The sequence below is a fragment of the Nonomuraea endophytica genome (assembly GCF_014203235.1).
Taxonomy (GTDB): domain Bacteria; phylum Actinomycetota; class Actinomycetes; order Streptosporangiales; family Streptosporangiaceae; genus Nonomuraea; species Nonomuraea endophytica.
The window spans coordinates 1,476,125-1,500,773 of sequence record NZ_JACHIN010000001.1 but is presented as its reverse complement, the minus strand read 5'-3'; the positions used below and the strand labels follow the sequence as shown (position 1 = coordinate 1,500,773).

Annotated in this window: 21 protein-coding genes and 1 tRNA gene; 12 read left to right on the top strand and 10 right to left on the bottom strand. The window is 67.5% G+C overall.

The genetic code is table 11. The features are described from left to right. Positions 1-223 precede the first annotated feature (223 nt). Positions 224-1,183, top strand: a complete 960-nt coding sequence (locus tag HNR40_RS07255) for a D-alanine--D-alanine ligase family protein (protein ID WP_184959126.1) — start codon at positions 224-226, stop codon at positions 1,181-1,183. Between the two features lie 348 nt (positions 1,184-1,531). Further along, positions 1,532-2,578 carry a threonine aldolase family protein gene (locus HNR40_RS07250; RefSeq protein WP_184959125.1) on the top strand — a complete coding sequence of 349 codons (1,047 nt, stop codon included), beginning with the start codon at positions 1,532-1,534 and terminating at the stop codon, positions 2,576-2,578. 490 nt (positions 2,579-3,068) lie between these two features. On the opposite strand, the gene HNR40_RS07245 is transcribed toward HNR40_RS07250, so the two are convergent. The 8 genes from HNR40_RS07245 to rpmH form a co-directional block, all read right to left on the bottom strand. Then, on the bottom strand, positions 3,069-4,028 hold the full coding sequence (locus HNR40_RS07245) for a ParB/RepB/Spo0J family partition protein (protein WP_184959124.1): 960 nt from the start codon (positions 4,026-4,028) through the stop codon (positions 3,069-3,071). 836 nt (positions 4,029-4,864) lie between these two features. Then, positions 4,865-5,800 carry a ParA family protein gene (locus tag HNR40_RS07240; protein ID WP_221339951.1) on the bottom strand — a complete coding sequence of 312 codons (936 nt, stop codon included), beginning with the start codon at positions 5,798-5,800 and terminating at the stop codon, positions 4,865-4,867. A gap of 137 nt (positions 5,801-5,937) precedes the next feature. Beyond that, positions 5,938-6,609, bottom strand: a complete 672-nt coding sequence (rsmG, locus tag HNR40_RS07235) for a 16S rRNA (guanine(527)-N(7))-methyltransferase RsmG (protein WP_184959122.1) — start codon at positions 6,607-6,609, stop codon at positions 5,938-5,940. A gap of 674 nt (positions 6,610-7,283) precedes the next feature. Next, positions 7,284-7,775: a Jag family protein gene (locus HNR40_RS07230; protein ID WP_184959121.1), complete on the bottom strand. Its 492-nt coding sequence runs from the start codon at positions 7,773-7,775 to the stop codon at positions 7,284-7,286. Between the two features lie 20 nt (positions 7,776-7,795). Further along, positions 7,796-8,725 carry a membrane protein insertase YidC gene (gene yidC, locus HNR40_RS07225; RefSeq protein WP_184959120.1) on the bottom strand — a complete coding sequence of 310 codons (930 nt, stop codon included), beginning with the start codon at positions 8,723-8,725 and terminating at the stop codon, positions 7,796-7,798. A 4-nt stretch (positions 8,726-8,729) separates the two neighbouring features. Then, a complete protein-coding gene (gene yidD, locus HNR40_RS07220) occupies positions 8,730-9,008 on the bottom strand; it encodes a membrane protein insertion efficiency factor YidD (RefSeq protein ID WP_184959119.1) in 279 nt (92 codons plus the stop codon). Beyond that, on the bottom strand, positions 9,005-9,367 hold the full coding sequence (gene rnpA / locus HNR40_RS07215; protein WP_184959118.1) for a ribonuclease P protein component: 363 nt from the start codon (positions 9,365-9,367) through the stop codon (positions 9,005-9,007). The genes yidD and rnpA overlap by 4 nt, the downstream gene beginning before the upstream one ends. A 65-nt stretch (positions 9,368-9,432) precedes the next feature. Beyond that, on the bottom strand, positions 9,433-9,570 hold the full coding sequence (rpmH, locus tag HNR40_RS07210; RefSeq protein ID WP_043614899.1) for a 50S ribosomal protein L34: 138 nt from the start codon (positions 9,568-9,570) through the stop codon (positions 9,433-9,435). A 440-nt stretch (positions 9,571-10,010) separates the two neighbouring features. Between rpmH and dnaA the strand changes: the two genes are divergently transcribed. The 10 genes from dnaA (at position 10,011) to HNR40_RS07160 (ending at position 23,005) form a co-directional block, all read left to right on the top strand. Beyond that, positions 10,011-11,549: a chromosomal replication initiator protein DnaA gene (gene dnaA, locus HNR40_RS07205; protein WP_184959117.1), complete on the top strand. Its 1,539-nt coding sequence runs from the start codon at positions 10,011-10,013 to the stop codon at positions 11,547-11,549. Positions 11,550-12,072: 523 nt separating this feature from the next. Then, positions 12,073-13,212 carry a DNA polymerase III subunit beta gene (dnaN, locus tag HNR40_RS07200; RefSeq protein ID WP_184959116.1) on the top strand — a complete coding sequence of 380 codons (1,140 nt, stop codon included), beginning with the start codon at positions 12,073-12,075 and terminating at the stop codon, positions 13,210-13,212. Between the two features lie 33 nt (positions 13,213-13,245). Beyond that, positions 13,246-14,187, top strand: a complete 942-nt coding sequence (gene gnd, locus HNR40_RS07195) for a phosphogluconate dehydrogenase (NAD(+)-dependent, decarboxylating) (RefSeq protein ID WP_184959115.1) — start codon at positions 13,246-13,248, stop codon at positions 14,185-14,187. A 62-nt stretch (positions 14,188-14,249) separates the two neighbouring features. Continuing rightward, complete coding sequence (gene recF / locus HNR40_RS07190; protein ID WP_184959114.1) at positions 14,250-15,482, top strand: DNA replication/repair protein RecF; 1,233 nt, start codon at positions 14,250-14,252, stop codon at positions 15,480-15,482. Beyond that, complete coding sequence (locus HNR40_RS07185) at positions 15,472-15,972, top strand: DciA family protein (protein ID WP_312896220.1); 501 nt, start codon at positions 15,472-15,474, stop codon at positions 15,970-15,972. The genes recF and HNR40_RS07185 overlap by 11 nt, the downstream gene beginning before the upstream one ends. Before the next feature lie 311 nt (positions 15,973-16,283). Next, complete coding sequence (gene gyrB / locus HNR40_RS07180) at positions 16,284-18,227, top strand: DNA topoisomerase (ATP-hydrolyzing) subunit B (RefSeq protein ID WP_184959113.1); 1,944 nt, start codon at positions 16,284-16,286, stop codon at positions 18,225-18,227. Positions 18,228-18,248: 21 nt separating this feature from the next. After that, positions 18,249-20,750 carry a DNA gyrase subunit A gene (gyrA, locus tag HNR40_RS07175; RefSeq protein WP_184959112.1) on the top strand — a complete coding sequence of 834 codons (2,502 nt, stop codon included), beginning with the start codon at positions 18,249-18,251 and terminating at the stop codon, positions 20,748-20,750. A 3-nt stretch (positions 20,751-20,753) separates the two neighbouring features. Further along, a complete protein-coding gene (locus HNR40_RS07170; protein WP_221339948.1) occupies positions 20,754-21,404 on the top strand; it encodes a DUF3566 domain-containing protein in 651 nt (216 codons plus the stop codon). Positions 21,405-21,540: 136 nt separating this feature from the next. Beyond that, a tRNA-Ile gene (locus HNR40_RS07165) sits at positions 21,541-21,614 on the top strand. A gap of 230 nt (positions 21,615-21,844) precedes the next feature. Next, complete coding sequence (locus HNR40_RS07160; RefSeq protein WP_221339947.1) at positions 21,845-23,005, top strand: glycoside hydrolase family 64 protein; 1,161 nt, start codon at positions 21,845-21,847, stop codon at positions 23,003-23,005. 97 nt (positions 23,006-23,102) lie between these two features. On the opposite strand, the gene HNR40_RS07155 is transcribed toward HNR40_RS07160, so the two are convergent. Further along, a complete protein-coding gene (locus tag HNR40_RS07155; RefSeq protein ID WP_184959110.1) occupies positions 23,103-23,387 on the bottom strand; it encodes a hypothetical protein in 285 nt (94 codons plus the stop codon). Between the two features lie 18 nt (positions 23,388-23,405). Then, positions 23,406-24,602, bottom strand: coding sequence for an MFS transporter (locus HNR40_RS07150; RefSeq protein WP_184959109.1), 1,197 nt, complete (start codon positions 24,600-24,602; stop codon positions 23,406-23,408). Positions 24,603-24,649: the final 47 nt, after the last annotated feature.

The following is a 24,649-nucleotide window of genomic DNA, read 5'->3' as shown; positions in this document are numbered from 1 at the left end:
TTCGCTGGACCCTCAACACCGCTCTCCCGCCCTCCCCGCCTTGGCAATCCCTCCGGACGTTGGCGGTGCCGCTCACGCGCGATCGAGCCGCTGGGCGGGAGGGGAAGGCTGCTGCCTCATCAACGCGCAGGAAATGAGAGCTGACCCCGTCGCCACAGGGAAACGAATGACGGAGCCGAACCGGTACGGTTGGACGGCGTGCTTTTCGGCAGAGGGGAAAGTGATGGGCGAACTGGGTCACGTGCTCGTGCTGGCCGGTGGGCTCTCCTATGAGCGGGAGGTGTCCCTGCGCTCCGGTCGCCGGGTGAGTGAGGTGCTGCGGGCGGCGGGTGTCGACGTCGAGACCCGCGACACCGACGCCTCGCTGGTGCCGACGGTGCTGGCAGACCGGCCGGACGCCGTGTTCGTCACGCTGCATGGCGGAGCCGGCGAGGACGGCGCGATCCGCTCTGTCCTGGAACTGCTGAACGTCCCCTACGTAGGCGCCGATCCCGACGCGTGCCGGGTGGCGTTCGACAAGCCGACGGCCAAAGCGGTAGTACGCTCCGTCGGCCTGCGCACCCCCGACTCCATCACGCTGCCCAAGGAGACCTTCCACGACCTGGGCGCGTCCGTGGTCCTGGGACGCATCGTGGACCACCTCGGTCTGCCCCTGTTCGTCAAGCCCGCGAGGGGCGGTTCCGCGCTGGGCGCCTCGATCGTGCGTACCGCCGAAGAGCTGCCGGCGGCGATGGTCGGCTGCTTCGCGTACGGCGACACCGCGCTCATCGAGCGTTGCATCGAAGGCGTAGAGGTGGCCGTCTCGGTGGTGGACCTGGGCGACGGCCCGGTGGCACTCCCCGCCGTAGAGATCGTCCCAGACGAAGGCGTCTACGATTACGCCGCCCGCTACACCGCCGGCCACACCGAGTTCTTCGCCCCGGCCCGCCTGTCAGAAGCGGCAGCCGCCGCCTGCGCGGAGACCGCCGTCACCGCTCACACCGCGCTGGGCCTGCGCGACATCTCCCGCACCGACCTCATCGTCGACGCCACCGGCGCCCCCCACTTCCTGGAAGTGAACGTCGCCCCCGGCATGACCGAGACCTCCCTCCTCCCGATGGCCGTCGAAGCGGCCGGCCGCGACCTCGGCACCCTGTGCCGCGGCCTCCTGGAAATAGCCGCCACCCGCCACTCCTCCACCTGACCCCGAGACAGCTTCCCCCGCGCCCTCACACGGACTCCCCGCGCCCTCACACGGACTCCCCCGCGCCCTCACACGGACTCTCTCGCACCCTCACGCGGACTCCCTCGCACCCTCACACGGCTCCCCCGAAGCCAAGCGCGCGGAGTCCCTGGAGCGGGGCGCGCAAGCACCCGACTTCGCCGGTCAGCGCGGACGCGGTGCTGCTGATGACGGCCCACATCATCCCGGAGTTCTCCGGCGGCGGGCTGGGGCGCATGCTGACCCCCAATCCACAGAGGCACAGGCGGCAATCCTCACGCGCGGGTACGCGCGAGGCGTTCGCCAGAACCGCCTGAGTAGCCTTGCCATGTGCTGATCGACACGACCTACCCCAAGAGTTTCGCCAGCGACAACCACGCGGGCGTCCACCCGGCCGTCCTGGAGGCGATGGCATCCGCCAACGCGGGCGACGCCCCCGCCTACGGCGGCGACGACTGGACCTCCGCCTTCGAGCGTCAGATCAAACACATCTTCGGCGAGCAGGCGAACGGCTTCGCCGTGCTGAACGGAGCGGGCGCCAACCTGATCGGCCTGGCGCTGTCCCTGGGCCGGTTCGACAGCATCATCTGTCCCGAGAGCGCCCACATCGCCACCCACGAGACCGGCGCCGCCGAACGACTCCTCGGCGTCAAGCTGACCCCAGTCCCCACGATCGACGGCAAGCTCCGCCCGAACGACATCACCGACCGCCTCCACGTACTCGGCGCCCACCACGAGGTCCAGCCGACCGTCGTCTCCATCTCCCAGGTAACCGAACTGGGCACGTGCTACACCCCCGACGAAATCGCCGCCCTGGCCGAAACCGCACACAGCGCGAACCTGCGCCTCCACGTGGACGGCGCCCGCCTGTCCAACGCCGCCGCCCATCTCGACTGCGACCTCCGCACGATCACCACGGACGCCGGTGTGGACATCTTCAGCTTCGGCGGCACCAAGAACGGCGCGATGGCCGCCGAGGCGGTCATCCTTCTCGATCCATCGCTGAGCAAGGCGGTCCCGTTCCTCCGAAGGCAGTCCCTGCAACTGGCCTCGAAGATGCGCTTCATCTCCGCCCAGCTAACCGCTCTCCTGACCGACGACCTCTGGCGCCAGAACGCCACCCACGCGAACACGATGGCCCACCGCCTGGCCGACGGTGTGAAAGATCTCCCGGATGTCGGCATCGCCTTCCCGGTGGAGTCGAACGCCGTCTTCGCCTCGCTCCCCCGCGACGCCGTACGGACACTCAAGGAGCGCTTCCGCTTTGAGTACTGGGACGAGAACATCAACCTCGTCCGCTGGATGACCGCCTTCGACGCGACCCCGGATCACGTGGACGACTTCCTGGCAGCCATCCGCAAAGCCGTCACCCGCTAGCCTCACGCATGCTCCTCAGCGAACGCCGCGCACCCACTGCTCCCCCGTTTCACGTGAAACAGCGCCGGTCCTCCACATCATGTTTCACGTGAAACGACCCTCACAAGGCGTCGGCCGCTCAGCCTGTTTCACGTGAAACAACCCCCCGCGCAACGCCTCCACCGCCCTAGCCACCGAACGCCGGGCGACGCTCAGGACACCAGCCGCTCGGCCTGTTTCACGTGAAACCGCGCGTACCACGCCAAGCTTCGGCTCCCCCATGGGGATGCTCTACGGCGAGAGCACGGCAAAGAACACCTTCGGCGGAATCGGGCCCACTCGGCGTCAGACTGGCTCGCCGGGTTCAGATGAAGCTCACGGTTTCACGTGTAGCTCGTGGTTTCACGTGTAGCTCGTGGTTTCACGTGAAACAGTGCGCCAACACAGGGGGCCGTCGACTGCAGACGCTCTCTACATGTCCACCTGTCGCTCCACGTACAGGCGGAGGCCGTCAGGACTCGTGGTCGCGGATGGCGCGGGCGGCTTCTGGTGCCATCGTGCCGATGATGCGCTCCAGGTCGTCGATCGTGGCGAACTCGACCACGATGCGCCCCTTCCGACGCCCCAGGTCGACCTTGACCTTGGTCTCAAAGTGGTCGGAGAGACGGTCGGCCAGATGAGTCAGGCCGGGCGCGGTGGGCTTGTTGGGCTGGCGTTCGCGGGGAGCCTTACCGGATCCTTTGGAGCCGCCCAGGGCGACGATCTCTTCGACCGCGCGGACTGACAGGAGCTCGGCCACGATTCGCTTGGCCAACTGGATCTGCTCGTCGGCGCTGTCCAACCCGAGAAGGGCGCGGGCGTGGCCCGCGCTGACCGTGCCGGCGGCGACCTTCAGCTGAACGTCCGGCGGGAGATTCAGGAGGCGCAGGGTGTTGGTGATGTGGGAGCGGGAGCGACCGACCTTCTGGGCAAGCTGTTCGTGCGTCGCCTGGAAGTCGTCCAGGAGCTGCTGGTAGGCGGCGGCTTCTTCGAGTGCGTTCAGCTGCTCGCGCTGAAGGTTCTCGATGAGGGCGTCACGGAGGAGCTCGTTGTCCTGGGTGTTCCGGACGATCGCGGGGACGAACTCCAAGCCGGCCAACTTGGACGCGCGCCAGCGCCGTTCTCCCATGATCAGCTCGTAGTTGCCACCACCGACCGAACGGACCACGATCGGCTGGAGAAGTCCGACCTCCTTGATGGAGGCGGCCAGCTCTTCCAGACGCTCCTCGTCGAAGACCTCACGCGGCTGACGCGGGTTGCGGACGATGGCGGTGAGAGCGATCTCCTTGAAGTACGCGCCCGCGATCGGCCTCGGACCGGACTCCGGAGCCGTCCCGTTGTCGGCCGCCAGAGCTCCGGTGCCGTCAACGATGGGACCGGTCGGGATCAGCGCCCCGAGCCCCTTGCCCAATCCCCGCCGCTGCTGACTCACTGCGTCTCCTCACCGTCCCGGTCGTTTCCGGTCACACCACGAGAGGTTACCGGTGCGAACGCCGCACGGTGTCCCGTCGCCACACGCGCTTCACCGCATTTACTCCCGAAGCCCCCAGATTTCCCCCCGATCCCCTCCCCTCTCCTGTCCGCCCCTCGCCCTCCCCCTCAGCTCTCCCAATCCCCACGGGCTCATCGCTGTGCACCCATAGCCTCATGCGTCCCTACAGCCCACCTGACGCACCCCACTCGTTCCCCCGTACCCCCTTCGCCCTTTGTGCGTGGCGGTCCCCCGTATGCGCCTCGCTGCCTCCCGTGGGCACTCATATCCCGACACCCCGAGAGATTGGGTGACGCACTGCCGGATGAGACTCGGCAGTCATCACGAGACAGCTCTCCTGCCATCCCGGCTCGGCGCTGTTGCACACGCTGCTCACACGAGATCGAGGCGCGGAAGCCCCACGCGAGAGGGCACGGGTACCTCGCCCGTGAGCCAGGCACGGGAGCTGTGCGCCAGAAGCGAGAGCCATAGAGCGGCGGGCGCCGCGCGGCGGGGAGGACCGTCGTGGTGAGGGGATGCCAAAGCCTAAGAGCGGCAAGAGCGAGGGCGACCGCGGGATGGGGGGTGCGGGGCCGGGGGCGTGCGCAGGCTGGGGGTGCGGGTCGAGGTGCCCGGGTTGGGATGCCCGGATTGGGGTGCCGGGTGGGGGCGCGGAGTTGCGGGCGTGCGGGGTGAGGCGGAAGCCGAGTGGGGCGGCGAGGTGGAGCGGGAGGCGGGGTGGAGTGGAGAGGCGGAGGTTGGGGGTGGGGGTGGGGGTGGGGGTGGGGGTGGGGGCTTTAGACCTTGCTGGCGCGGTAGGCGATCTCGCGGCTGGCGTCCATGTAGGCCATCGCGCCGCTGGAGCCCGGGTCGTACGTCATGACGGACTGGCCATAGCTGGGCGCCTCGGACAATCGGACGCTGCGTGGGATGACGGTGTTGAGGACCGTGTCGCCGAAGTGGGCTCGGACCTCGTCCGCCACCTGTGAAGCCAGGCGGGTGCGGCCGTCGTACATCGTCAGCAGGATGGTGGAGAGGTTGAGCGTCGGGTTCAGGTGGGCCTTGATGAGGTCGACGTTGCGGAGCAGCTGGCCGAGGCCCTCCAGGGCGTAGTACTCGCACTGGATCGGGATCATCACCTCGTCGGCCGCCACGAGCGCGTTGACGGTCAGGAGGCCGAGCGACGGCGGGCAGTCGATGATGATGTAGTCGAACTCGATGGCGTCGTACGCGGCCAGGGCGCGGCGGAGGCGGGCCTCGCGGGCGACGAGTGAGACGAGTTCGATCTCGGCGCCGGCTAGGTCGATGGTGGCGGGTGCGCAGTATAGGCCGGGCATTTCCGGCACTTCCTTGACGATGTCCGCCATCGGGAGGTCGTCCACCAGGACCTGGTACACGTCGGGGATGTCGCCACGGTGTTCGGTGGCCAGGGCGGTGGAGGCGTTGCCCTGGGGGTCGAGGTCGACGACGAGGACGCGCTGGCCGTTCATCGAGAGGGCGGCGGCGATGTTGACCGATGTGGTCGTTTTGCCGACTCCACCCTTCTGGTTGGCCACGGCGATCACGCGGGTTTTGGACGGTCTTGGCCAGGCGCCTCGGGTATCGCCGGGGGCCTCACCCGCGGCGGGGGCCGATTGGACAGCAGATGTTTCACGTGAAACCACTGAGCTGAGCGCCTCTCGTACCAACGGCGAATCACCGGGGTTAAGGGGGGTCTGGGTCACGATTGCCATCCTTTCAACCAGAGGCACGGTCGTGTCGGGAATTCGCTGTCGCGACACGCCCATTTCGGGCCAACCAACCCCCGCTGGGCTGTCCGAGGAGGGGACGGCGGGCCAGCCAAGGCCACATGCGGCCACTGGCACAACGGTCACCTCCTTCGTCGACGCCTACCACGTTCCGGCGTACGACCTGCTACCACCCGAACCAATGTTGCAGGCGGCTCGACCTTACCGTGCCCAACGGTCACAAGCTCAGCCGTTCGCGCCCCGCCGGCCTTCAACTGCGCGTCGGCCTCGGCAAGTTCCTCGGCCGCGCGCTCTCCCTTCATAGCAATGAGCTCGCCGCCTTCACGAAGAAGCGGCATCGCCCACTTCAAGAGCCGATCAAGCGGCGCCACCGCCCGCGCGCTCGCCACATCGAACTCACGTTTGCCAGCCAGCTCCTCCGCCCGCCCGCGCAACACCTCAACGTTGTCCAGCTTGAGCGCCTCGACGCTCTCCTCCAGGAAGACGGTACGGCGCAGCAGCGGCTCCAGCAGCGTCACCCGGATGTCCGGCCGCACGATCGCCAGCACCAAACCGGGCAATCCCGCCCCCGACCCGATGTCCACCAACCTGACATCCTCCGGTACGGCTTCCGCCACCACCGCGCAGTTGAGCAGGTGCCGATCCCAGATCCGCGGCACCTCCCGCGGGCCGAGCAGCCCACGCACCACACCGGGCCCGGCCAGAATCTCGGCGAAAGCCCTCGCCCGATCCCATGCCTCTCCGGTGAAGACTTCCCGTGCGATGTCGGGCGGAGCCGGTAGCTCTTCGCTCACTGGTTGGTGGCCCTTCCAATAACGCCGATGTCGATGGATACAAGGCTAGGGGTCACAGAGGGGTGCGACGTCGCGGACAGCCCAGCACCACCCGGCCTTCTCACCCCCCGCTCTCGGCATCCCGCCGCCAACCACGGAACCACAAGGGTCAACAGACGGGAGGTGCGCCGGGCGCCGGGTGCCAGGCCGAGTGCGGAGTGCCGGAAGGCGGGTGGTCCCGCCTGGGTGGAGGGTGGGGGCCGCGCCGGGTGGGGTGGAAAGTGCGGAGTGGCAGGTGGGGTGGCGCCGGGCGGGTAGATGGGACCGAGTGCTCGGTGGCAGGTGTGCCAGGTGGCGGGTGCCAGGTGGCAGGTGTGGCAGGTGGCGGGTGCCAGGTGGCAGGTGTGGCAGGTGGCAGGTGTGGCAGGTGGCAGGTGTGGCAGGTGGCAGGTGCCAGGTGGCAGGTGGCAGGTGCCAGGTGCCAGGTGCCAGGTGGCAGGTGCCAGGTGGCAGGTGGCAGGTGCCAGGTGGCAGGTGGCGGGTGCCAGGTGGCGGGTGCCAGGTGGCGGGTGGCGGGTGGCGGGGAGGGCGTGGGTTGGGGGTACGGCGTGGCGGTGCCGTACATGAGAAAGGGGGATAAGGGAAAGGCCGTCGTGTCCGCAGGGGGACAGACGGCCTTTGTGGGGTGGAACTGGTTAAACAGGTAGAACCACTACGAAGCGCAGCGGCTCCTCGCCCTCGGACTCGCTGCGCAGCCCGGCCGCCGCCACCGCGTCGTGCACGATCTTCCGCTCGAACGGCGTCATAGGCTGCAGCGACTTCGGTTCGCCATTCCGCTTGACCTGAGCCGCGATCTCGTTGCCAAGCTTGCTGAGCTCTGCCCGGCGCTTCTCGCGGTACCCGGCGACGTCCAGCATCAGCCGCGACCGCTCCCCCGTCTGCCGATGCACCGCCAGCCGGGTCAGCTCCTGCAGGGCCTCCAGGACCTCTCCCCCAGGCCCGACCAAGTCATCGCCCTTGACCCCGACGACGGAGACGAGCGCGCGGTCGCCCTCGACGTCCATGTCGATGTCGCCGTCGATGTCCGCGATGTCCAGCAGCCCCTCGACGTAGTCGGCGGCGATCTCGCCCTCCTGCTCCAGGGCGTTGAGGTCGGGTGCCGCCTTCTCCTGCTCAGCCTCGGTCATGGCGAGCGTCTCCTTTATGATCAAGACTTCTTGCTGCCGGTGCGCTTGCTGCGAGACTGCCGGCTGGGCTGGTTCCGCACGATCTTAGGCTGCTCGGGCTCCGGTTCGGGAGCCTCCTCCACGGGAGGGGTCTTCCGGAACCTGGCGAGCAGTCCGGGCTTGGCCTTCTCGGGGATCACGTTGCCCTTGGCATCGAACTGCGGCATCGGGTGCCGGCTGTAGAACCAGTGCTGCTGACCGAGCGTCCACAGGTTGGTGGTGACCCAGTAGAGGATCAGACCGAGGGGGAAGTTCAGGCTGAAGAAGGCGAACAGCGGCGAGATGTACATCAGGATCTTCTGCTGCTGCGCCATGGGGTTGTCCGGCATCTGCTGCATGGAGCGGGTGACGCTCTGCCGGACGGTGAGGAAGGTGGTCAGCGAGCTGACCGCGACGAAGACGCCGATGATGACCTTGCTCGTGACAGCCTGGGCGGAGAAGAAGGTCTCCGAGATGCCGGCGCTGAAGATGTGCGCCTGCTTGGCGCTGTCGACGACGGCCTGGGTCATGCCGTACTTGGTCGCCGTGCCGTTGGCGATCGCCTGGAGCACCGTGAACATCGAGATGAAGATCGGGAACTGGGCCACGATCGGCAGACAGCCGCCGAGGGGGTTGGCGCCCGCTCCCTGGTACAGCGCCATGACTTCCTGGTTCATGCGCTGCTTGTCGTTCTTGTAGCGCTTGCGCAGCTCCTGCACCTTCGGCGCGAGCTCCTGCATCTTCTTCGACGAGCGCATCTGCTTGAGGAAGAGCGGGAAGATCAGGATCCGCATGATGACGGTGAGCGTGATGATGGTCAGCGCCCAGTTCAAGCCGCTCGCGGGGTTGATGAAGGTGCTGTAAGCCTGGTGAATCCAGGTGATGACTTGCGCGATGGCTGTGTACAGCCAGTTCAGCCAGGCGAAATCCACCGAGCTAGCTCCCTTGCGTTTCGTGTGACCGGACCGGGCGTGGAGGGACCGGATCCAGTCCTCCGGGGTTGAACGGATGACAACGCCCGATGCGCCGGACGGTCAGCCAGATGCCCCGAAGAGCACCGTGTACGGCTATCGCCTCGAGTCCATAGGCACTGCATGAGGGGTAGAAACGGCAGCGCGGACCCAGCATCGGGCTGATGAAAGCCCGATAGAACCGGATCGGGGCGATAAGGACCCGGGCCGGGAGGCTCGGCTCGCCCTGCGGCTGCTCCGTCATCTGTGTCCATCCGTCGCGGACTCGCGCCTCTTCAGCAAACGATTCAGCGCGGTGTCGAGTTCTCCGGCGAGAACCTCGCTTGGCGCTGACGCCGCCGGTGGGTTGGCGCGTATCACCAGCAGGCTACCTCGCGGGAGGCGGTCGAGACGCTCGCGCATCAGGTGTCGAAGACGGCGCTTGACCCTGTTGCGCACGACAGCCCCGCCGACCGCACGGCTGACCACGAAACCCACCAGAGGTTCTTCTTCACCAGAAACCCTCAGATGAGCCACCAAAGTGGGGCGACCGGCACGCTGGCCGCGCTTGACCGCAGCGGCGAAGTCCTCGCCCCGCCGCATCCGGGAGCTTGGGGATAGCACTGAAGACGCCTATCGCCCGCCGGCGAAGGTCACCGGCGGGCGGACGAATCGGGCGCAGCGAGCCGTCAGGCCGACAGCTTCTCGCGGCCCTTGCGACGCCGGGCGGCGAGGATGGCGCGGCCGGCGCGCGTGCGCATGCGCAGCCGGAAGCCGTGGGTCTTCGCGCGGCGGCGGTTGTTCGGCTGGAAAGTACGCTTGCTCACGGGTGGGCTCCAGGCTTGATGATGCGCCCGAGCTGGGCGCCTAACACTCATGGACGGGCCCGCCACGGGCATGCAGAAGCGCCGTCGTGTGGCAAGCCGACCGTCGTACGTTACGGGTCTTATATGGCCCAGGTCAAACCAGCACCGGTTATCCACGTATCCACATGTGGGTTTTCCACCGCCCCGGCCACGTCCACAGTATGTGCACCGAGGTACCACTAGGCTGTGGACAACGTCTTGAACACAGCTGTGCACATCGATACTGTCGGCCCTTCTAGGCCCGCCGTGAGCCTGTGCACAGCTTGTGGATCACTTGTGGACACTGTGCGGACAACACACGGCCACCCTGTTGTGGACGGTGAGGCTGATCACCGAGCGAGCGGCCATCGGGTGTGGATAAACGATCGCGGGGGGCCGCGAAAGGGAGGAGCAACCGGACTATGGACCTCGGCGGCGTATGGGCGAAGGCACTGGACAACTTCCTCAACGAGAGCGTGCCGGTCCAGCAGCGAACCTGGCTCTCCATGGTCCGGCCGATCGCCCTGGCGGACGACACGATCGTGCTCGGTGTGCCCAATGACTTCCTGAAAGACCTCATCGAGGGCAAGTTGCGGCCGCTGGTGGCGCACGCGCTGTCGCAGGAGCTCGGCCGGGCGATGCGGCTGGCGGTGATGATCGACACCACGGCGCCGGCGCGGCCGGTGCCCGAGGCTCATCCCCAGCCTGTGACTCAGAGTTATCCCCAGAGTGTGGATCACTTTCCACAGCCTCCGCAAACCCCGAGTTACCAGGTCTCAGAGCCACCCCAGTTCTATTCCCCACAGCCTGAGGCACAGCCGGTATCCACCGATTATCCACAGCGCCAGTTCGGTTATGAACAGGAGAAGGCACCGGAGCCGGCCCAGCCCCGATGGGAAGCGAAAAGCAGCAAACCCAGCGAACCGGCCAGGCTCAATCAGAAGTACACCTTTGAGACATTTGTTATCGGCGCCAGCAACCGGTTCGCCCACGCGGCAGCCGTGGCGGTGGCCGAGTCTCCGGCCAAGGCGTACAACCCGCTGTTCATCTACGGCGACTCGGGCCTGGGGAAAACCCACCTTCTCCACGCCATCGGGCATTACGCGCAATCCCTGTACGACGGCGCGCGGGTCAGATACGTGAGCTCCGAGGAGTTCACCAACGACTTCATCAACAGCATCCGCGACCACAAGGCCGACGGGTTCCGCAGCCGCTACCGCGCGATCGACATCCTGCTCGTGGACGACATCCAGTTCTTGGAGGGCAAGGAGCAGACGCAGGAGGAGTTCTTCCACACCTTCAACACGCTCCACAACGCCAACAAGCAGATCGTCATCTCCAGCGACCGGGCGCCCAAGCAGCTGATCACCCTGGAGGACCGGCTGCGCAACCGGTTCGAGTGGGGCCTGATCACCGACGTCCAGCCGCCCGAGCTGGAGACCCGCATCGCGATCCTCAGGAAGAAGGCCATCCAGGAGGGCCTGGCCGCGCCGCCCGAGGTGCTCGAGTACATCGCCAGCCGGATCTCCACCAACATCCGCGAGCTGGAGGGCGCGCTGATTCGGGTCACCGCGTTCGCCAGCCTCAACCGGCAGGGTGTGGATCTCCAACTGGCCGAGGTCGTGCTCAAGGACCTCATCACCTCGGAGTCCGGCCCCGAGATCACGATCGCCAACATCATGGCCAAGACCGCCGAGTACTTCGGCATCAGCATCGACGACCTCTGCGGAAGCTCGCGCAGCCGCGCGCTCGTCAACGCCAGGCAGATCGCGATGTACCTCGCCCGCGAGCTGACGGACCTGAGTCTGCCGAAGATCGGACAGCAGTTCGGCGGCCGCGATCACACCACGGTCATGCACGCCGAGCGGAAGATCCGCTCGCTCATCGCGGAGCGCAGGTCGATGTACAACCAGGTCAACGAGCTAACAATGCGCATAAAGCAGACGTCGCACGGGTCCTAGTCGTCATGCACACCCTGTGGATAACACTGTGGATCAGCGGAAACTCCCGGAGAACGGGGGTTCGCCGCCCTAATGAGCCCGAAAAGTCCTACACGATGCCTGGGGATAAATCTGGGGACATCCTGCGGACAACTTGGGGACTACCAGTGGACGACTTGGGGACAGCCTGTGCACAGTGGTTTCGGGGGTCACCTGGAGCTCCGTTTACCCCGTGGATAACCGGTGGAAACCCAGTGGATAACCCGTGGATGAACACCCTGTGATCTGGGGACGGCCTGTGGGGAACGACTGTTCATCCCCAGGCGCGAGAGTTACCCCCAGGCGTCACCCACACGGGCAGTGGATGAAAACTGGGCCGCTGAGCTGCGGGAACTCGGGTTGTCCACAGTATCCACCGCCCCTAGTGTGATGACCTCTTATCTCTCTTACAAAGAAACTCAAGACCCATAGAGGGGTTCCGCCCGTCCAGAGGTGCGGGAGAGTGAACACTTGAATCAGCGACGAAACCAGGAGGTTGATCACCGTGATGTTCCGAATCGAGCGAGACGTCCTCGCTGAGGCGGTGGCATGGACGGCACGCAGCCTCCCGGCGCGACCGTCGGTGCCCGTCCTGGCCGGCATGCGCCTGGAGGTCACCGGGGAGCAGAAGCTCAAGCTGTCCGGCTTCGACTACGAGGTCTCCGCGGAGGTGACGCTCGAACTACAGACCGGTGAAGCGGGCGTCGTCCTGGTGAGCGGCAAGCTGCTCGCCGAGATCACCCGCGCCCTTCCCGCACAGCCTGTGGACTTCGTGGTGGAAGGCGCGAAGGCCGTGGTCACGTGCGGCAGCGCGCGCTTCACCCTGTTGACCATGCCGGTGGAGGACTACCCGTCCCTGCCGACGATGCCGCCGGCCGCGGGCCGGGTGGGCAGCGACGTGTTCGCCTCGGCCGTCGGCCAGGTCGCCGTCGCCGCCGGGCGCGACGACACGCTGCCCATGCTCACGGGCGTGCGCATGGAGATCGAGGGCGACACCGTGACCCTCGCGGCCACCGACCGCTACCGCCTCGCCGTACGCGAGCTGAGGTGGCAGCCGGGGCAGCCGGACTTCGCCGCGATCGCGATGATCCCCGGCAAGACGCTCGCCGACACGGCCAAGGCTCTCGGTTCCACGGGCGCCGAGGTGGAGATCGCGCTAAGCTCGGCCGGCGGCACCGGCGAGGGCATGATCGGGTTCTCCAGCGCCGGGCGCAGGACCACGACGCGGCTGCTCGACCCCGAGTTCCCCAAGTACCGCTCCCTGCTGCCGACGGAGTTCGCGGCCAAGGCCGAGTTGTCCACAGCCCCGTTCGTCGAGGCGGTCAAGCGCGTGGCCCTGGTGGCCGAGCGCAACACCCCGGTGCGCATGGCGTTCAGGGAGGGCGAGGTCGTGCTGGAGGCGGGAAGTGGCGACGAGGCGCAGGCCGTGGAGGTCCTGCCCGTGGACTACGAGGGCGAGGAGATGAACATCGCCTTCAACCACCAGTTCCTTCTCGAAGGCCTCGGCGCCATCGACTCCGACGTGGCCAGGCTCCAGATGACCACGTCCACCAAGCCCGCTATCCTCACCGGCGGCAAGCCTGTGGATGGCGATGCGGCGCCCGACTACCGATACCTGATCATGCCCATCCGCTTGTCGAGCTGAAATGATGGAAGCCTGACAAGGGGGTTTTAACCAATGCAGATCGGCATGGTCGGACTCGGCAAGATGGGCGGCAACATGGCCGAGCGGCTCCGCCGCGGTGGCCACGACGTGGTCGGCTACGACCGCGACCCGTCCGTCAGCGACGTGGGGAGCCTCAAGGAGCTCGTCGAGCGGCTGAGGGCGCCGCGCGTGGTGTGGGTCATGGTGCCCGCGGGCGCACCGACCCAGCAGACCGTCGACGAGCTGGGCGAACTGCTTGCCGAGGGCGACATCCTCGTCGACGGCGGGAATTCACACTATGTGGATGACCAGAAGCACGCCGAGGAGCTGGCCAAGCGCGGCGTCGGCTTCGTCGACTGCGGCGTGAGCGGCGGTGTCTGGGGGCTGCAGAACGGCTACGCCCTCATGTGCGGCGGCGAGAAGTCCAATGTGGACAAGGTCATGCCGATCTTCGAGACGCTCAAGCCGGAGGGCGAGGACGGCTTCGTCCACGCCGGCGAGGTGGGCGCGGGGCATTTCGCGAAGATGGTCCACAACGGCATCGAGTACGGCATGATGCAGGCCTTCGCCGAGGGCTGGGAACTGCTGGAGGCCTCCGACGTCGTCAAGGACGTGCGCGGCAGCTTCAGCAGCTGGCGCACCGGCACCGTCATCCGCTCGTGGCTGCTCGACCTGATGGTCCGCGCGCTCGACGACGACGAGCACCTGGACGAGCTCAAGGGTTATGCACAGGACTCCGGCGAGGGCCGGTGGACGGTGCAGGCGGCTGTGGATCACGCCGTGCCGCTGCCGGTGATCACCGCCGCGCTGTACGCCCGCTTCGCCTCCCGCCAGGACGACTCGCCGGCGATGAAGGTCGTGGCGGCGCTCCGCAACCAGTTCGGCGGCCACGCGGTCACCGGGACGGCGGGCTCGGACGAAAAGGGAGCCGACTCCCCCGGCGCCGATGTCAAGCCGCCCAAGGAAGCCAGTTAGGTTTTCCACAGGCGGCACGGCGGTGACCCCAGGGACCGGTGTGGCCCACTAACCTTCCTTGGGTGCATGTCGCCCATCTCTCGCTGACCGACTTCCGGTCCTACGCGTCGGTGGAGCTCGGCCTGGAGCCGGGCATCACCGCCCTCGTGGGGCCGAACGGCCAGGGCAAGACCAACCTGGTCGAGGCCCTGGGCTATGTGGCGACGCACTCCAGCCACCGCGTCGCCAACGACGCTCCCCTGGTACGGCAGGGCGCCGCGCGGGCCATCGTCCGCTGCGCCGTACACAGGGATGAAAGGCGGGCACTCGTCGAGCTGGAGATCAACCCGGGCAAGGCCAACCGGGCAAGGCTCAACCGCTCCCCCGTCTCGCGGCCCAGGGACGTGATCGGGCTGCTGCGCACGGTGCTGTTCGCGCCGGAGGACCTGGCGCTGGTCAAGGGCGACCCGTCGGAGCGGCGGCGCTTCCTCGACGACCTGCTGGTGTCCAGGGCGCCGCGGTTCGCGGCGGTGCGGGCCGACTACGACCGGGTGCTCAAGCAGCGCGGCGCGCTGCTGCGCACGGCCGCGCAGGCCCGCAGAGGCTCCAGGAGCGCCCGGCGGGCGGAAAGTGACACCGCGTTCGCGTCGGCGGGCGCCGGGGACGTCCTGAGCACTCTGGAGGTCTGGGACGCGCATCTCGCGCGCCACGGCGCCGAGTTGCTTCAGGCGCGGCTCGATCTCGTGGACGCGCTGCGGCCGCTGGTCGCCGGAGCCTATGCCGCGCTGGCCCCGGCGAGCGGCGCCGCGACCCTGTCGTACCGCAGCACGTTGTCCACAGGTGGGGATGATCCTGAGGGCGAAGAGCCCGGCGGACGTGGATCTTCTGATACACAGACGTTATCCACAGACTTGGGGAAAACCCTTGAAGAGCGGCTGCGCGAGCGGCTACAGGAGGTGCGCTCCGCGGAGCTGGAGCGGGGGGTCACGCTCGTCGGCCCGCACCGCGACGATCTCGTTCTCGGCCTCGGCGAGCTGCCCGCGCGCGGCTACGCCAGCCACGGCGAGTCGTGGTCGTTCGCGCTCGCGCTGCGTCTGGCCGCCTACGACCTGCTGAAGGCCGACGGCGGCGATCCGGTGCTGATCCTGGACGACGTCTTCGCCGAGCTCGACACCCAGCGCAGGCGCCGGCTGGCCGAGATCGTGGCGCCGGCCGAGCAGGTCCTGATCACGGCGGCTGTGGATGACGACGTGCCCGGCGAGCTGGTCGGCGCCCGCTACGACGTCGCTGAGGGGAGTGTGAGCCGTGTCCGATGAGGAGAACCCGGCGGCGCGTGGCGCCGCGATGGCCAGGGAGAAGCTGGCCCAGGCCAAGGCGGACGCGGCCAAGCGCGGCCAGCTCCCCCGGCGCGAGCCCCGCCGCCGGGCCGCCGGGCCGTCGCGCGGAGCGAGTGATCCCCAGCTTTTCGGCCGGGCCATCATGGATTTGCTGTCGGACCGCGGCTGGGAGCGCTCCGCCGCGGTCGGCGGGGTTTTCGGTCGCTGGGCCGACATCGTCGGCACCGATCTCGCCGCGCACACCAAACCGGAGTCCTTCGAGGACGGCGAGGTGCTCGTCGTGGCCGACTCGACGGCATGGGCGACGCAGGTCAGGCTGCTCGCGCGCACCCTCGTACGCAGGCTGAACGAGGAGCTCGGTGACAACACGGTCACAAAAGTGAAGGTCAGGGGCCCACAGAACGCGCCGCGCCCCACCGGCGGCCTGCGCGTGACCGGCAGCCGGGGCCCCGGAGACACCTATGGCTAGCGGCGTCCGGCCGCTCCGGGCGATCAGAGAGCCACAGACGCGATGAGCCCCCCGAGCAAAGGGGGGATGCTTAAGCGGGGGGAAAACGAGCTAGAGAGCATCACAGGCGCGTTCAATGCCACCTTCGGCGCTCCGAGCCGGTAGAATGAAAGCGGATTCCGGACACGTCCGCTTGCGTGTCACCCCGGCAGCAAGCCGACTCCCCCGGGTGACCGCGCATCGGGGCACTCACGACGGTGACGGGCACGGCAGGGGCAGCTCGCAGTTGACTGCTTACCCAGCCGCGTGTCCGCGGCAGGAGGATTTCGCACTTGTCCTACGACGCTAGCTCAATCACCGTACTCGAAGGGCTTGAGGCGGTCCGCAAGCGCCCGGGTATGTATATCGGCTCCACCGGCGAGCGCGGCCTGCACCACCTTGTCCAGGAGATCGTGGACAACGCTGTGGACGAGGCCCTCGCGGGTTTTGCCAAACACATCGACGTCACCCTACTTCCCGACAACGGCGTGCGCGTCGTTGACGACGGCCGCGGCATCCCGACGGGCATCCACCCCGTCGAGAAGCGTTCCGCGGTCGAGGTCGTCCTGACCACGCTGCACGCCGGCGGCAAGTTCGACGGCAGCTCGTACGCCGTCTCCGGCGGCCTGCACGGCGTCGGCTCGGCCGTCGTCAACGCGTTGTCCACAGCCATGGACGTAGTGGTCAAGCAGAACGGCTACTACCACCACCTGCGCCTGGAGAACGCCAAGCCGCTGGCGCCGCTCCAGCAGGGCGAGCCGACCGACGAGACCGGCACCGAGATCACCTTCTGGGCCGACGGCACGATCTTCGAGACCACCACGTGGAACTTCGAGCTGCTCTCGCGCCGCTTCCAGGAGATGGCCTTCCTCAACAAGGGCCTGACGATCACGCTCACCGACGAGCGGCCGGACCACATCAACGGCGAGGTGCACCACGTCGAGTACCTCTACGAGGGCGGTCTGTCCGACTTCGTCAAGCACCTCAACGGCAAGAAGGAGCCGGCGCACGCCTCGATCATCGCCTTCGAGGAAGAGGGCGACGGCATCTCGGTCGAGATCGCGATGCAGTGGAACAACTCCTACTCGGAGTCGGTCTACTCCTTCGCCAACGTCATCAACACCGCCGAGGGCGGCACCCACGAGGAGGGCTTCCGCGCGGCCCTGACGTCGATCGTCAACCGCTACGCGCGCGAGCAGAAGTTCCTCAAGGAGGGCAAGGACGAAAACCTCTCCGGCGAGGACGTCCGCGAGGGCCTGACCGCGATCATCTCGGTGAAGCTGGCCGACCCGCAGTTCGAGGGCCAGACCAAGACCAAGCTGGGCAACACCGAGGCCAAGTCGTTCGTGCAGAAGGCCTGCAACGACCACCTGCGCGACTGGTTCGAGCGCAACCCCGGCGAGGCCAAGGACGTCATCAACAAGTCGCTGCAGGCCGCCCGCGCCCGCGTCGCCGCCCGCCAGGCCCGCGACCTGACCCGGCGCAAGTCGCTGCTGGAGTCCGGCAGCGGCCTGCCGGGCAAGCTGGCCGACTGCCAGTGGAACGACCCGGAGAAGTGCGAGCTCTACATCGTCGAGGGCGACTCGGCCGGTGGTTCCGCCAAGGGCGGGCGCGACTCGCGCTACCAGGCGATCCTCCCGATCCGCGGCAAGATCCTCAACGTGGAGAAGGCCCGCATCGACAAGGTCCTCAAGAACAACGAGGTCCAGGCCCTCATCACCGCGCTCGGCACGGGTGTGCACGACGAGTTCGACATCTCGAAGCTGCGCTACCACAAGGTGATCCTGATGGCCGACGCCGACGTCGACGGCCAGCACATCAACACGCTGCTGCTGACGTTGCTGTTCCGCTTCATGCGGCCGCTGATCGAGGCCGGGCACGTCTACCTGTCCTGCCCGCCGCTGTACAAGATCAAGTGGAACCGCAGCGGTGACGACGCCTCGTACGCCTACTCCGACGCCGAGCGCGACGCGGTCATCCAGGCCGGCATCGACGCGGGCAAGCCCGACCCCCGGCCGCGCGACAACGTCCAGCGCTTCAAGGGTCTCGGCGAGATGAACGCCGGCCAGCTCTGGGAGACCACGATGAACCCGGAGACCCGGCTGCTTCGCCTGGTCACGCTCGACGACGCCGCGCAGGCCGACGACCTGTTCAGCGTGCTGATGGGCGAGGACGTCGAAGCAAGGCGCGACTTCATCATCCGTAACGCCCGCGACGTCCGCTTCCTCGACGTTTAGCCAGAATAAGGATCACCACCTGTGACGGAAGTGAACACCCAGTTCCCGGCTGAGCGCATCGAGCCGGTGGACATCCAGTCCGAGATGCAGCGCAGCTACATGGACTACGCGATGTCCGTCATCGTGTCCCGTGCGCTGCCTGACGTCCGCGACGGCCTCAAGCCGGTGCACCGCCGGGTCCTCTACGCGATGTACGACGGCGGCTACCGTCCCGATCGCGGCTACTTCAAGTGCGCGCGCGTCGTCGGCGACGTGATGGGCACGTACCACCCCCACGGCGACACGTCGATCTACGACGCGCTGGTACGGCTGGCGCAGCCCTGGTCGCTGCGCTACCCGCTGGTCGACGGCCAGGGCAACTTCGGCTCGCCGGGCAACGACCCGGCGGCGGCGATGCGCTACACCGAGTGCAAGCTCGCGCCCATCGCCATGGAGATGCTGCGCGACATCGACAAGGACACCGTCGACTTCCGCCCCAACTACGACGGCAAGTCGCAGGAGCCGGACGTCCTTCCGGCGAGGTTCCCGCAGCTGCTGGTCAACGGCTCGGGCGGCATCGCCGTCGGCATGGCCACCAACATCCCGCCGCACAACCTGCGCGAGGTGGCCGCCGCGGTCAAGTGGTACCTGGAAAACCCCGAGGCCCCCGACGAGGAGCTGCTCGAAGCGGCGATCGGGCTGGTCAAGGGGCCCGACTTCCCGACCCGCGCCCTCATCGTGGGCCGCCGGGGCATCGAGGACGCCTACCGCACCGGCCGAGGTTCGATCACCATGCGCGCGGTGGTCGAGGTCGAGGAGGACGGCAAGGGCCGCCAGGCGCTGGTCGTCACCGAGCTGCCCTATCAGGTCAACCCGGACAACCTGGCGCTGAAGATCGCCGAGCTGGTCCGGGAAGGCAAGCTGACGGGCATCGCCGACGTACGCGATGAGAGCTCTTCGCGGGTCGGGCAGCGGCTGGTGATCGTGCTCAAGCGCGACGCGGTCGCCAAGGTCGTGCTGAACAACCTCTACAAGCACACCCAGCTGCAGGACACCTTCGGGGCCAACATGCTGGCCCTGGTCGACGGCGTGCCGCGTACGCTGCGGCTGGACCAGTTCGTCCGGCACTACGTGGCCCACCAGATCGAGGTCATCGTCCGCCGGACGCGCTACCTGCTGCGCAAGGCCGAGGAGCGGGCGCACATCCTGCGCGCGCTGCTCAAGGCGCTCGACCGGCTGGACGAGGTCATCGCCCTCATCCGCGCCTCCGAGTCGGCCTCGCACGCCCAGCAGGGCCTGATGTCGCTGCTGGACATCGACGAGGTGCAGGCGCAGGCCATCCTCGACATGCAGCTGCGCAAGCTCGCCGCCCTGGAGCGCCGGTCGATCCAGGACGAGTACGACCAGCTGATGACCATGATCGCCGAGTACAACGCGATCCTGGCCAGCGAGGCACGGCAGCGGGAGATCGTCAACGAAGAGCTGACGGAGATCGTCAACAAGTTCGGCGACGAGCGGCGTACCGAGATCATCGCCTACGACGGCGACATGTCGATCGAGGACCTCATCGCCGAGGAGGGCGTGGTCGTCTCGATCACGCGCGACGGCTACGCCAAGCGCACCAAGACCGACCTCTACCGCCAGCAGAAGCGCGGTGGCAAGGGCGTGCGCGGCGCTCAGCTGCGCCAGGACGACATCGTCGACCACTTCTTCGTCACCACGACGCACCACTGGCTGCTGTTCTTCACGAACAAGGGGCGCGTGTACCGGGTCAAGGCATATGAGCTGCCTGACGTGGCACGGGACGCAAGGGGCATGCATCTTGCGAACCTTCTTGCCATGCAGCCCGACGAAACAGTCATGGAAGTTCTGGATTTGCGTGACTACGACGTCGCGCAGTACCTGGTGCTGGCAACACGCAGCGGCCTGGTGAAGAAGACGCGCCTGGAGGAGTATGACTCCCCCAGGACCGGCGGCCTCATCGCGATCAACCTGCGCGACGACGACGAGGTCATCGCCGCCCGGCTGGTGTCGGAGGAGGATGACCTGCTGCTCGTGTCGAAGGGGGCGCAGTCGATCAGGTTCACCGCCTCCGACGACGCGCTACGCCCGATGGGGCGCGCGACCAGCGGTGTCATCGGGATGAGGTTCCTCGAAGGCGACGAACTTCTCGCCATGAATCGCATCGCGGACGGTCAAGATGTGCTTATTGCCACTAAGGCTGGGTACGCGAAGCGGACGCCCGTGGACCAGTATCCAGTTCAGGGCCGTGGCGGTAAGGGCGTGCTGACGGCGAAAATTGTCAGCGCACGTGGCAAGCTGGTTGGAGCCGTCATGGTCAACCCGGAGGACGAGGTCTTCGCGATCACGTCAGCGGGCGGGGTGATCCGGACGAGTGCCGGACAGATCAAGCAGTCCGGCCGCCAGACCATGGGAGTGCGCTTGATGAATCTCGCCGAAGGCGACAGCGTGGTGGCTCTCGCCCGAAACGCCGAGTCGTTGGAGGCTTCGGTCGAGGCAGAGGAAGACGGGGGAGGAGAGTAACGGATGAGCGCCGCCCAGGGTGGTCCGGCCAAGACCAAGCCGGTCGTTCGCGAGAACGGCCAGTCGCAGCAGCAGCCGCCTCAGAAGAACAAGCCGGCGGAGACCGTCGACTCGGTCAGGGAAGAGCAGAGGGCGCCGGAGGCTCCGGCACCTGAAGAGGGCAACGAGACGGTCCGTATCCGGCCGTCCCTCGCCACCGAGGCTCCCCCTCCGCCGGCCAAGATCGAGCTACCCACCAAGAAGAAGCCCGCGGGGGGCGCCGCCGGAGCCAGGCTGCCGCGCAAGGCCCACCTGGTCCTGCGCCGGATCGAGCCTTGGTCGGCCATGAAGTTCAGCTTCGTGGTGTCCCTGGTCTGCTTCGTGGTGCTGTTCGTAGCGGTCGCCGTGCTTTACGGCGTGCTGTCGGCTCTGGGCGTCTTCGACTCGCTGGTCGACCTGGTCAACCAGCTCGGCAAGGGCGAGCAGGGCCAGAACGCCATCCCGATCAACATCGCCTCCTGGTTCGAGCCGGTGCGCATCCTGGGCTACACGGCGCTGATCGGCGCGGTGAACGTCGTGCTGATCACCGCACTGGCCACGTTGGGCGCGGTTATCTACAACATCGCCTCCGATCTGGTGGGCGGCGTCGAGGTGACCTTCAGCGAGGCCGAGTAGCCACCGCTTGTCTTCGCCGCCCCCGTGATTCGTGGATGGGGGCGGCGCAAGCAGTGGGGCGGGCACGGTAAGCTTTTCCTCGTCCGAACAACCGGTTCGCACCCGTTCGGCGGATGCGATAACGTTCGGTGTGCGCGGGGCTATAGCTCAGACGGTTAGAGCGCTTCCCTGATAAGGAAGAGGTCCCAGGTTCAAGTCCTGGTAGCCCCACTCAGCTCAGAGGCCATTTCCCAGACCGGGAAGTGGCCTTTTTTGATCTTCTGGGTGACAAATGATCTCGGAGCGTCCGTTGGAGCACCGTGAGCTGCAGAGTTGAGAGAGCGCTCTTTTGAGGATGTCTCCTCTCGGCGATTGACTTGACCAGGTTCTGACTGGACGCTGAGAGCGCTCTCTCGAAATCCAGTCAGGAGGGTCGACCGATGTTCCGTCCCTTAGCACGAGTGGTTCTCACGGTCGCGCTGACCGCCGGGTCCGTCGCCGTGGTGCAGCCACCGGCGCATGCTGTCCCCGCGACGATCCCGCTCACCGTCAAGAACAACTCGGGCCGCAACGACGCGGTCTATCTCTACGTCCTCGGCACGAATCTGACCACTGGCCGTCTCGGCTGGGCCGACGCCAACGGCGCCTTCCACCAATGGGCGGCCGGCAGCATCCCGCCGTCACCGGCACCGGATGTCTCCATTGCCGGCCCGGCCAACGGCCAGACCAAGACGATCCAGATACCGAAGCTGTCCGGCCGCGTGTATCTCTCGCTCGGTGCGAAGATTCGGTTCTTCCTGACCCCGACCGGTCTCGTGCAGCCCGCGCCCTGGAACCCGTCTGACGTCAACCGCGACGTCCTGTTCGACTGGAGCGAGTACACCCTCAACGACGCCGGGCTCTGGATCAACAGCTCACAGGTCGACATGTTCAGCGTGCCGCATGCCGTTGGCGTGAAGAACACGGCGGGCGCGGTGAAGAACACCGGAAACCTGATCGCCAACGGTCGTAACTCCGTGTTCGACGCCCTTGCCGGCCAGCCGGGCGGCTGGGGCAACCTCATCTACACCCGTCCATCGGACGGCCTGCGCCTTCGTGCTCTGGCGCCGGGCAAGGGCATCGACGCCGGGCGGCTGAGTCCCACGATCATGGACAGTTACGTCACCCGATCCTGGGACTTCTACCGCACCCGCACGCTCACCGTCATCCCGTTCGCCAATGAGCCGAACACCCGCTTCTTCGGGCGGACGGCAGGCAACGCGATGGTGTTCACCAACACCTCCGGGCAGACCGTGGCGACCTTCCAGAAACCGAGCACGGCCAACGTCTTCGGCTGTGACGGGGCGCTGCACGCGCCCAACGATCTGGTGGTCGGACCGATCGCACGCACGCTTTGCGCGGCCCTGAACCGGTCTACTTTGGCCGGCATCACCACACAGCCATCCCTGAACCCGGCGCAGTTCTATCTGGACCCGGTGACGAACCACTACTCCCGCAAGATTCACGCCCGGATGGTGGACGGAAAGGCCTACGGCTTCGCCTTCGATGACGTCGGCGGATTCGAGTCGCTGGTCCACGACGCCGATCCGAACACCGCCTACATCACCCTGACACCGTTCTGACGAAGGATCTCGCGGGTTCAGCCTGAGTTGGTGATGGGCCGTGGTCGGAGAGGTCGGTGAGGTTGCCGTTCGGACAGACGCACATCCCGGAGCGGGTTCAGCAGGGGTAGACGGAGATGCCGGGCGGGTCCTGTAGGCAGGCGAACGTGCCGTCGGGCAGGGCGATGACGACGACCTCGATGGTCTGGCCGTCGTCGGCCTGGGTGCTCTGCTTGGGCTCGTACTTCACCAGCGAGTCGGCGGGGAAGTCGCGGTCCAGGGTGCGGCCCATGATGAGGCTCACCTCGTAGAGGCGGCTCTTGACCTCTTCGGTGAGCCGCTTGACCCGCGCGCGGTCGTCGGTGCTCAGCGGAACGCGGGTCTGTTCTGTGGTGCTCGTCATGATGTGTCCCTTTCCTGGTTACTTGGACTCATCGTGCGGTCGCGGCCCTCCCACCGGCATGAGCATCCCCCTACTCAACCTGGTCACGGGGATGAGGGTCAGCGCCGTCACCGCCGCGAGGGCGCCGAAGGCCAGGCGGAAGTCGCCCGTGGTGTCGCGCAGGGCGCCGACGAGGACGGGGGCGAGGGCGGCGCAGCCGTACCCGATGAAGAAGGCCATCGCGCTGATGCGGCCGGCCTGCGCGGCGTCGCGGCTGAGGACCACGGGCAGCGTGAGGACCAGCGTGAACAGGCCGCCGTGGCCGACGCCCAGCACGGTTATCCACAGCCAGGTCGCGGTGGCGGGGGCGAGGGCCAGGCCGGTGAAGCCGACGGCGGTGAGGGCGGTCGTCAGCGCGAGTCCGACGCGCCGGTCGCGCCGCTCGCCCAGCAGCGCGGGTACGGCCAGCATCGCCGCCACCTGGATGCCGATCATCACGGTCAGCAGGCCGCCGCCGCCGGCGCCGTTCTCCCGGAGGAGGGGCACGATCCAGGCCAGTTCGCAGTAGTAGAGGGCGGAGTTGGCGGCCGACAGGATGGTCACCCGCCGGGCCACGGCGCTGCGCCATGGCAGGCCTCTGGTGGCGGGGCCCGCCGGGGCGGTCACGTCGGACAGGGCCAGTGCGCGGCGCGACGCCGTCCAGACGGCGGTTCCGGCGAGCGCGAGCAGGGACCAGGACGCCAGCGCGCCCGGCCAGGAGCCCAGGAAGCCGGCCAGGGGAGCGCTGACCCCGGCCGCGACGGCGCCGCCCGCGCCGAGCCCGGCGGTGTAGACGCCGGTGGCGAGTCCGGCGCGGTCGGCGAAGCGGGTCTTCACGACGGCGGGCAGCAGGGTCTGGGCGATGGCGATCCCGGCTCCGACCACCGCCGCGCAGCTCAGCTGCAGCCACGTGGACGCGCCGGCGACCCGGGCGGCCGTGGCCAGGGTGATGACGGCCAGGCCGAGCAGTACACCTCGCTGAAGCCCGAGACGCCGGCCGGCCACAGCGGCGAGCGGCGCGCACAGGCCCATGGCCAGGGTCGGGATGGTCGTCAGGAGCGCGACGGCGGTCGCGGTCAGGTCCAGGTCGGCGCGGATGCGGTCCACGAGCGGCGAGACCGCGGCGATCGCGGGCCGCAGGTTGGCCGCCGCCACGAACATCGCCAGCCCGGCCATGCCGAGCGTCTGCTTGCCCATCGTCCAGCCTCCATTGATCTCGGATATTTTCTGTCCGAGTTCTATCA